Consider the following 9,311-nt stretch of genomic DNA (forward strand, 5'->3'; position numbering starts at 1 on the left):
GAAGAAAATGGATCTCGAAATGGACGACTCTCATCCCGTTGAACCGGACACGCACGTCTTCACCGGAACCATCACAGCCTGGCGCAGCGACTACGGCGAGCTCTTCACGGACAGCGGCGTCACGGTTCCGCTGCTCACGCGGGGGCTGCCCGCGGTTCCGGTGGGGACGCGCCTGACGCTGGTGGCGCGCAAGTTCAAGCCGCTGTTCCAGATCGAGCGCGTGGTCAAGCGGGGCTAGCCCGCGTGCGATGGCGGTGCCTTTCGGTCCGTCCGATCAGCCGGTCCGCTTCCGGGCAACGGCAAGCACCATGTGTCCGATCCAGATCTTCGGCACGAACGGCGCCAGCAGAAATGCGATGCCGCGCGTGACGGTGGCGGTCGGGCTCATCCCGAGCGCATGCTGCATCAAACGCTGCAGGCCCTGCCGCTTGCCGATGATGTGCACGTCCTCCACCTCGAAGCCTTCCTTGGCGAGCACGCGGGCCAGCTCCGCGCGCGTCATGCGCCATTGATAGAAGCGGGTGGGAGGCGCCTTCGGGCCGATGCGGTAGGGCGCGCGGATCGCGTTCCAGGCTATGCGCAGGTTATCGAAGGGCATCGACGTCAAAAGAACTCCGCCGGGCTTCAGGACGCGGAAGGCTTCCTGCACGACCGGGCCGAAGCCCTCTTCGAAGTGCTCGAACGTGCCCCAGGAGAAATAGAGGTCGAAAGTGTTGTCCGGATAACCGGTGGCGCGGATGTCGCCGACCTTGAACTCGGTGTCCGGGAAAAGGGACTGCAGGACGCCGATCGTCTTGCGGCTCACATCGAGGCCCGCGGTCGGAAAGCCTCTGCGGGTGAAATAGACCGTCCACTCGCCCATGCCGCAGCCGCCGTCGAGGAAACGCGCGCCTTGCGGCAGGGCGGAGACGATCGGATCGATGATGCCGAACTCCTCGCGCCAGCGGATCCGCTTCTCGATCGCCGCGATATCGCCCTTGGGTCCGCCCAGCTCATCCCATTTCCTGGTCCATTGCGCCTCGATGGCCTCGATCTCGCTTTCACCTTCATTGGGATCTAGGGTGCGTTCGTCGCGGCGCATGGCTTTCGTATGGTTCCTCTCTGTCGCCTCTGGCCGGCCTCTCGGCGCGTCAGCAGCGGGGCAAACCCGGCAGGACCGGACGATCCCGATAAGTCAGACACTTGGTTCCCTCGTGGGGGCTGGATCTAGCACGTTTTTCTTCTCCCACTAAGTATTGGATGGTTGCTCAATCAAAATCCAAAGGGAGACCCATGCTCACCGCGTCCTCCTCTGTGGCCCGCGCCTGCGCCATCCTTGCTCTCACTGCCGTCATTGTCGCGGGTCCCCGCGGCCCGTCGGGCGCATTGGCTGAAGCGCGCCCTGCCGACCCGCCGTCCGCCCAGGTGTTCGATGAGGCTGCCCGCCTCGTGCGCTTCAATTTCTATGACCGCAACTACAAGGGAAGGGATTGGGACGCCATCAGCGCGCGCTACCGCACACGCTATCTCGCGGCCGCGACGCCGGCCGAGCGCTCAAGCACGATCAACGCCATGCTGGGCGAGCTCGACGCCTCTCACATGATCCATGTGACGCCCGACGAGCCCGCCTACTACCAGCTTTCCGATATCTTTTCCTACGGGCTCCGGCGCGACATCCCCAAGCATTTCCCGAAAGGCATCGCCTATCCCGGAATTGGCGTCTTCACCCGCGACGTCGGAGGAAAGACATTCGTCACCGGCGTCCTCGCCGGCTTGCCGGCTGCCAAGGCCGGCATCGTGGTCGGCGACGAAATCCTGACCGTGGACGGTGCCCCCTTCCAGCCGGTGCGTGCGTTCGACGACAAGGTCGGCACAGACGTGTCCATGACGATCCGCCGCGTCCGCGAGGGGCCGGTCTCCGTCATGACCGTGCGGCCCGAGCGCATCGAGCCCGGCAAGGCTTTCCGAACCGCCATGCGAGCCGGCGCGCGCATCATCGAAGCCAAAGGCAAGCGCCTTGGCTACATCCACGTCTGGTCCTATGCGGGAGAAGACTACCAGCGCATCATGGTCGAGGAGCTAAGCACCGGAAAGCTCAAGGATGCCGACGCGCTCATCTGGGATCTTCGCGACGGCTGGGGCGGCGCGCATCCCCGCTACCTCGATCTCTTCAATGTGCGCGGCCCGGACATGACCCTCATCGAGCGGGATGGAGACCGCTCCGTCGCCAGCTTCAAATGGCGCAAGCCCGTTGCCCTGCTCGTCAACGGCGGCACACGCAGTGGAAAGGAAGTGCTGACCTATGGCTTCAAGAAATACGGCCACGGCCCCGTCATCGGGGCACGCACGGCAGGGGCACTGCTGGCCGGCCGCGGGTTTCTGTTGTCGGACCGCAGCTTCCTGATGGTGGCGGTCAACGACGTCACGGTGGATGGCGAGCGGCTCGAGGGTACGGGCGTCGCGCCCACAGTCGAGGTCCCGTTCGAGATTCCCTACGCGGCCGGACGGGACCCGCAGCTTGAAAAAGCGATCGAGATCCTGAGCCAGGGCGAGGCGCCCGTTGACTGAGCCGGGCCGGCGTGCTCCTCAGACCCCGCTCGGGGGGAATTCCCCCATTTGTGTGCCCATCGCGAGGGCGACAGCCCCGTGCCGCACAAAAGCCTGAATGGAGAAAAATGTAGCTCTCGCCATGCCCGCGCGCGCCAGTGTTTTTTCGGTCTTGCGTGGGGTTGATCGCCACCGCCGATGGGGCTAACCCGGCTCAATGATGACATTCCTTCGATCAAGGCTTACCTCGGGCGCGCTTGCGCTCTCGCTCCTCCTCGTGCCTGCGTTCGCCGCGGCGCAGGACGCACAACCCGCGCAAGCACCGGCTCCTGCAGAGAAGGCCGCCCCGCCAAACACTCCAGACGCAAAGGCCGAAGGCAAGGAGACGCCGAAACAGGGGCCGGAGGCGCAGGAGACGGAAGCCCCGGCGGCGGGACCGGAGCGGGGCATCGAGCGGGCGAAATCACGCATCCAGGAGCTCGAAGCCCGCACGGATATTGCGCCGGCGGTGCGCGACGAGGCGCTCACGCTGCTCCGAACGGCGCTCGGCCACAGCGAAGCCGCAGCGGCCAGCGCTGCCGCCACCACCCGCTTTCAGGAAGCCAGCCAACGCGCGCCCGATCGCATCGCGGAAGCAAAGCAGCAGCTCGAAGCGCTGCAGAAGTCCACCGTGGAGGACGAGTTCGCCGCGCGCGTCGGCAAGCTCGACCTCACCGAGGCACAGCAGGCCCTCGATGCGGCAAACAGCGAAGCTGCAACACTCAAGAGCGAGCTCAGCCAACTCGACACCCGGCTGCGCGAGATGAGTGGGCGGGCGACGGGGGCTCGCGACGAGCAGACGTCCGAGAAGCAGGCCCTCGATGCCCTGGAAAGCCCCGAGGCCCCGGCGCCCGCGGATCAGGATCCGGTCGTCGTCGAGGCACGCCGCGTCGCAACGGCCGCAGAGCGGCGGGCGCGGACGGCCAGGGTGCACCTGCTCGAGCAGGAGATCATCAGCCTTCCCGCACGACAGGCATCCGCGACGGCGCGCCGCGATCTCGCCGCGGCAAAGCTCGAAAAGCTCGCCAAGCGCATTCCCCTCATCGAGCAGCGCGTGAGCGCCCTCAAGGAGATCGAGACCAGCAAGAAGGAGCGGGAAGCCGCGCAGGAAGCGCGCCGGCTGTCCGCGCAGCACCGCGTCCTCGAAGCCTATGTGAAGGACACCGAGGTCATCCGGTCGCGGGAAGCCGATGCGTCCCGGCTCGTCGACGAGAACAAGGGGACGCTTGCCAATGTCCAGGCGGAGCTCGCGCGCGTCCGCGACGCCCGAGCGGCGGCGCAGCAGGTGCTCGAGATCGGCAGCATCGGCGGCGAGTTCAGCGAGCTCTTGCGTGCCATGCGCGCCCAGCTCCCGTCCAGCGCACGCCTGCAGAGGAACATCATCGAGCGGGACCAGACCATCGTCGATGCGCGCCTCAAGCGGCTCCGGGCCGAGGAGGCGCGGCGCGCGCTCGCGGATGCCGGCTCCATGGCGGAGCGGATGCTCGCGATCTCCGCCAAGGAAGGCGAGACCATTCCGGCGGATGTGCGTCCCGCCCTCGAAAAACTGGTCGTTGCGCGGCGCGAGCTCTACGTGCAGCTTCACGACGCCCTTGTCACGCGCATATCCCAGCTCGCGGAGCTGAACGCGACCGAGCGCGACCTTCTCAGCCAGACCAATCAACTGACGTCGCTTCTCAACAGCCGGCTGCTTTGGCTCCCCTCGTCCGAGCCGATCGGCATGGCGTGGTTCAAGCAGGTCAGGTCCAGCTTCGCCTGGCTCGGAAATGTCGAAGACTGGAAGACGACGGGGCGGTTGCTCTATGAGCGGGCGCTTGAACGGCCGGCGCTGACGGCCATCGTGCTTCTCGTCTTCGGCGGGCTCATGGTGTTCTCGCGCCGGCTCCTTGCCCGGCTGGCGCGGATCGAGGCTGCCCTCGGCCGCTACACGAGCGACAACTACCTGCGCACACCGGAAGCCCTCGTCATATCGGCATTGCTGGCACTGCGCACGCCGATCCTGTTCGGATATGCGGGATGGCTGCTGAGCCAGCCGCCCCAGGTTACCGAGTTCTCGGCCGGCGTCGGAGCGGGGTTGCTCACGGTCGCCTCGCTGGTGACGTTCCTTCGCTTCGTCCAGTTCGTCTGTGTGGAGAACGGGCTTTTCTCGGCGCACTTCGGCTGGAGCGAGCGGGCACGAGAGCTGGTGTGGGGTAACATCCTGTGGCTCAAGTATGCGCTCATTCCGGTCACGTTCGTGCTCGGCATGATCAGCGTCTCCAGCGCGCAGTCTCTGCGCGACGGGTTGGGCCGCTTCGCGTTCCTGGCCGGCGGCATCGCGGTCGCGATCTTCCTCTGGCGCGTGCTGCACCCGCGGAGGGGCGTTTTCGCCGAGCGCCTGGTGCCCGGCACCGCGCTCTGGATGACGCGTTTCCTCTGGCACGCGCTGCTGACGCTGGTGCCGCTCGCCGTCGCCGGGCTCGCGCTCTGGGGTTACTATGATGGCGCGTCGCAGATCCAGGCCGGCCTCATCCTCACCGTGGCCATCATCTTCGCGGCGTTCCTGGCCTACAGCCTGGTGATGCGGCAGGTGCTCGTCACGCGCCGGCGGCTCGAGGTGAGACGTGCCTACGAACGGCGCGAGAAAGCGCGCGCGCAGGCCGCGGCCCAGGAGGCGATGGAGTACGCCGGCGAAGGCAAGACCGTACCGATCGAGGAGCCCGAGGTGGACATCGCCTCGATCAGCGAGCAGACGCGCAATCTCGTCAGGCTGGCGGCGCTCCTGCTGCTTGCCGCAGCGCTCTACTTCTTCTGGCGGGAGGCGCTTCCCTCGCTGGCGCTGCTCGACGTGCCGCTCTGGCAGCAGACGGTGACCGTCGACGGCGCGACGCGCAGCATGCCCGTCACCGTGTCGAACGTGCTGATCGCACTCGCGATCGGCGTCATCACGTTCATTGCCGCGCGGAACCTACCGGGTCTGCTCGAGATCACGGCGCTGCACCGGCTGCGCATCGAGGCCGGAACGCGCTACGCCGTCGGGGCGGTCAGCCGCTACCTGATCGCCATCGTCGGCCTCGTCTTCGCATTCCGCAGCATCGGGTTCGACTGGAGCCAGGTGCAATGGATCGTCGCGGCGCTCGGCGTGGGCGTCGGCTTCGGCCTGCAGGAGATCGTCGCGAACTTCATTTCGGGCCTGATCATCCTGTTCGAACGGCCCGGTCGGGTAGGGGATACCGTGACAATCGGCGACCTCACCGGCACCGTGTCGCGCATCCACATCCGCGCCACCAGCATGACCGACGGCGAGAACCGGGAGATCATCATCCCCAACAAGGCGTTGATCACAGAGAAGGTAATCAACTGGACGCTGACCGACAGCATCACGCGCGTCACGCTCAAGGTCGCGGTGCGCTATGGAACGGATACGCTGCGCGCGCAGGAGGCGATCCTCGCGGCCGTCAAGGCGACGCCGCAGGTGCTCGATACGCCGGCGCCGAGCGTATTCTTCATCGGCTTCGGCACGTCGGCGCTCGAGTTCGAGGTGCGGGCGTTCGTGTTGCAGCTCGCCCATCGCTCGACGGTGATCAACGACCTGAACGTCGCCATCGAGCGCGCGCTGCGCCAGCAGGAAATCAGCATGTCCTGACGGACCGGACGGCGTGACCCATGGAACGATGATCGGCCGAAGCCGTTTCCTGCCATGGCCGCGTCGGCCGCCGATGTTCGAGATGTGACCGCACATCCGCGTCTTGCGGGCGATCGGGGCCGCCTTTTTTGTCATCACCGCCCAGCCGCCAGGCCTATGTCGAATACCAAGAAGGATCTCCGCGGAGGTCGTTCCGTTTGGAGCGACAGCCCGCACACCCGCGTCAGCCATCGTTCCCGACTAGTCGGCGAGACGTGCGATGTGGCCATCGTCGGCGCCGGTGTCAGCGGCGCACTTGTTGCAGCCAGGCTTGCCGACGACGGCCACGACGTCGTCATGATCGACAGGCGACCACTGCTGACGGGCAGCACGCGCGCCAGTACGGCCATGATCCAGTTCGAGCTCGATACGCCGCTCACGAAACTGAGCGACCAGATCGGAGCGAAGGCGGCGGCGCGCGCGTACCTGAGATCCTACCGCGCCGTGCAATCGCTGAAGCAGGTCATCAAGCGCCATGGCATCTCGTGCGGCTGGCGGGACCGGCATGCGCTCTATCTGGCCGGGAACGAGATGGGCTGGCGCGGCCTCGAAGGCGAAGCGCGCCAGCGCGCGAAGCTGGGTCTTCCCTCCGAGTTCCTGGCGCAGGGGCCCCTCAGGGACCGGTTCGGCATCGACCGCACAGGCGCGACCTGGTCGGAGGGCGCCGCGGAGCTCAACCCGGTGCAGCTTGCGGCCGGATGCCTGCGCGCGGCGCGGCGGCTCGGAGCCCGCATCTATGCCCCTCACGAGATCAAGAAAGTCGACGCCACGGGCCGCGGCGTCGACCTCACGACATCGGAGGGTGCCGTGGTCTCGGCGCGGCGCGCGATCTTCGCGACCGGCTACGAGGTGGTGGATCCCATTCCAAAGGGAGCATTCGAGATAACGTCGTCGTGGGCGATCGCGACCAAGCCTCTGGATCCCACGGCACTGTGGCCGTCGCGCTGCCTGATCTGGGAAGCGGCGGATCCCTATCTCTACATCCGCACCACTCCGGACAATCGCATCGTCGCCGGAGGAGAGGATTCCGGCCTCACCGATCCCGACCGCCGCGACAGCGCCACTACCAATAAGGCGATGCAGATTCTGGCCAAAGTCGAGAGGCTGCTGCCGGGGCGCAAGCTCGAGCTGGACTATGCGTGGGCCGGCGCATTCGCGGAGAGCAGCACTGGGCTTGCGCACATCGCGCCGATCGACGGGTGGCCCGCTTGCCTCGCGGTGCTCGCTTGCGGAGGCAACGGCATCACGTTCAGCCAGATCGCCGCGGAGCTTGCGAGCCGCTGGGTGCGCGGGCGCGAGGACCCCGACGCGGATCTGTTTCGCTGACCGTCCCCGAGCGTGCTCGTCACGTGACGTCCTCCGATGCAGGGAGGGGCGACAGCTCGACGTCCTTTCCCTTGCGGCCGTTCTCCTTGTCCGCATCGGGCAGCGGGGGCTTCTTTGCCGTGATGTTCGGCCACAGGTCCGCATAGACGCGATTGATCTCCAGCCAGTGAGGAGTCGCCTGCGGCTCGTTGTCGGCGAAGATCGCTTCCGCGGGGCACTCCGGGACACAGACGCCGCAATCGATGCATTCGTCCGGGTGAATGACGAGCATGTTCTCGCCCTCGTAGAAGCAATCCACCGGGCAGACCTCGACGCAGTCGGTATACTTGCATTTGATGCAGTTTTCGGTGACGACGTAGGTCATGGTGCAGGCTTGATCATTGCTCCGCTTCGATCTTTCCGCAGGCGATAGGTATCGTCACGTGCGCCGGCACACCTGGAAGAGACTTCACGCTGTCGGGCAGGGCTGTGCTGCTTTCCACCCCGTGCACGAAGATGACACGCTTCTCCAGCGCCAGAACGGGCGCCTTAAACTTTTCCTTGAGGGCGCTCTCGATGTCCGCCACGACCTCCGTCTTTTCATAGTGCGCAGCGCCGTGCTCGTCGGCCACGGGATAGCTGTCGCTTGGAATCTCGAGCGTCGCGGGATGGGCATGGAACGGCACCATTGTCGTACCGGCGACCGGCTCGGTCTCGATCAGGTCGATGTAGCCGTCACCGTTGCCATCGTGCTCGCTCGTCGGACATGTCGCGTCCTGGCCGCTGGGGAAGCCGTGGAAATGCTGGAGATGCATGCCCGGCGGCAGGCCGGCAAGGTCGATCGATACGATGAGTTTTCCATCCGCCACTTCGAGCCTGGCGTTGCCGCTGGCAGACGCGCCGATTTTCGATGCGTTGAGCGGTTGCAGCTTGGCGACAAAGACCGCATCAGCGGCATGGCCCTGACCTGCTGTCCATACGAGAAGTAGGGATCCAAGAAGCGCGATGGAAGCCTTGGGTGTCATGGGGTAGTCTCCTCCGATATGTGTTGATGGCCGGTTCGTCCGGACCTGTGGAGCGCAATTCCGATTTGCAGCGATTGCGCGATCCGTTCGGCGCGATCGATGAAGAGCGCTACCGCCTCGCCGCTGCACACCTCGGAGGCGGTATCGCGAAAGATCGCCAACCAACGATCGAAATGTGCACTATCGATTCCCGGAATTTTGGCATGAGCCACCATCGGCTGGCCTTTGTAGCGGCCGCTCATCAGCGTCACCGAGGACCAGAATGCGCACATCCTTTCAAGATGCGATGGCCAGTCGTCGATCTCGGCCTCGAAGACGGCACCGAGCACGGCATCACGCCGAACTTTCGCGTAGAAGGCATGCACGAGATCATGGATCATCTGCTCGGTGACGCCTGCAGAGACGCCGGGCGCCCTCAGATCCGCAGGCGTTGCGCTTCGGCTCACAGCGCACTCCACCGGATGGCCAGCAAGGCGAAGCCCACGAGAATGGCGAGCGGTATGGAGACGATCTGAACGACCGCTTCCCAGCGGCGCATCGATCCCGTCCAGGTCTCCACGATGGGGCTTGTCGCGGCGTCGGCATCCCTGCGCCATCGCGTGTCGCGTGCAGCCCTGATCCTGAGGAAGAGGGCCGGGATCGCGAAAAAGACCACGGCAAAGAACGCGCTAATCACGACGGCAAAGAGAGCGGCTCCACTACCGATGAACGTAAGAGCCGCAATGGTGAAAAGCAGCGAATAGCATATCAGC

At 65.7% G+C, this 9,311-nt stretch carries 9 protein-coding genes; 4 read left to right on the forward strand and 5 right to left on the reverse strand.

The features are described from left to right. The first annotated feature begins 19 nt into the window (after positions 1-19). Positions 20-238, forward strand: coding sequence for a hypothetical protein (locus IT540_RS08110; RefSeq protein ID WP_291175560.1), 219 nt, complete (start codon positions 20-22; stop codon positions 236-238). 36 nt (positions 239-274) lie between these two features. On the opposite strand, the gene IT540_RS08115 is transcribed toward IT540_RS08110, so the two are convergent. After that, entirely contained in the window at positions 275-1,081 is an 807-nt protein-coding gene (locus IT540_RS08115) for a class I SAM-dependent methyltransferase (protein ID WP_291175564.1), read from the reverse strand. Between the two features lie 191 nt (positions 1,082-1,272). On the opposite strand from IT540_RS08115, the gene IT540_RS08120 reads away from it, so the two are divergent. The 3 genes from IT540_RS08120 to IT540_RS08130 all read left to right on the forward strand — a co-directional run bounded on the left by IT540_RS08120 (position 1,273) and on the right by IT540_RS08130 (position 7,555). Then, on the forward strand, positions 1,273-2,547 hold the full coding sequence (locus IT540_RS08120; protein WP_291175566.1) for a S41 family peptidase: 1,275 nt from the start codon (positions 1,273-1,275) through the stop codon (positions 2,545-2,547). Between the two features lie 196 nt (positions 2,548-2,743). Beyond that, positions 2,744-6,190, forward strand: a complete 3,447-nt coding sequence (locus IT540_RS08125; protein WP_291175569.1) for a mechanosensitive ion channel domain-containing protein — start codon at positions 2,744-2,746, stop codon at positions 6,188-6,190. Positions 6,191-6,451: 261 nt separating this feature from the next. Then, positions 6,452-7,555, forward strand: a complete 1,104-nt coding sequence (locus IT540_RS08130) for an FAD-binding oxidoreductase (protein WP_291175572.1) — start codon at positions 6,452-6,454, stop codon at positions 7,553-7,555. Between the two features lie 19 nt (positions 7,556-7,574). Here IT540_RS08130 and fdxA read toward each other — a convergent pair whose 3' ends face one another. The 4 genes from fdxA to IT540_RS08150 form a co-directional block, all read right to left on the reverse strand. Continuing rightward, positions 7,575-7,919: a ferredoxin FdxA gene (fdxA, locus tag IT540_RS08135; RefSeq protein ID WP_291175575.1), complete on the reverse strand. Its 345-nt coding sequence runs from the start codon at positions 7,917-7,919 to the stop codon at positions 7,575-7,577. A 13-nt stretch (positions 7,920-7,932) separates the two neighbouring features. Continuing rightward, a complete protein-coding gene (locus IT540_RS08140; RefSeq protein WP_291175578.1) occupies positions 7,933-8,559 on the reverse strand; it encodes a hypothetical protein in 627 nt (208 codons plus the stop codon). Next, positions 8,556-8,939: a group III truncated hemoglobin gene (locus IT540_RS08145; protein ID WP_291175580.1), complete on the reverse strand. Its 384-nt coding sequence runs from the start codon at positions 8,937-8,939 to the stop codon at positions 8,556-8,558. Before IT540_RS08145 ends, IT540_RS08140 begins: the two co-directional genes overlap by 4 nt. Before the next feature lie 62 nt (positions 8,940-9,001). After that, positions 9,002-9,311: hypothetical protein (locus tag IT540_RS08150; RefSeq protein WP_291175583.1), on the reverse strand; the 310-nt coding region annotated here is incomplete at its 5' end.

The organism is Hyphomicrobium sp., from assembly GCF_020852195.1.
Taxonomy (GTDB): domain Bacteria; phylum Pseudomonadota; class Alphaproteobacteria; order Rhizobiales; family Hyphomicrobiaceae; genus Hyphomicrobium_C.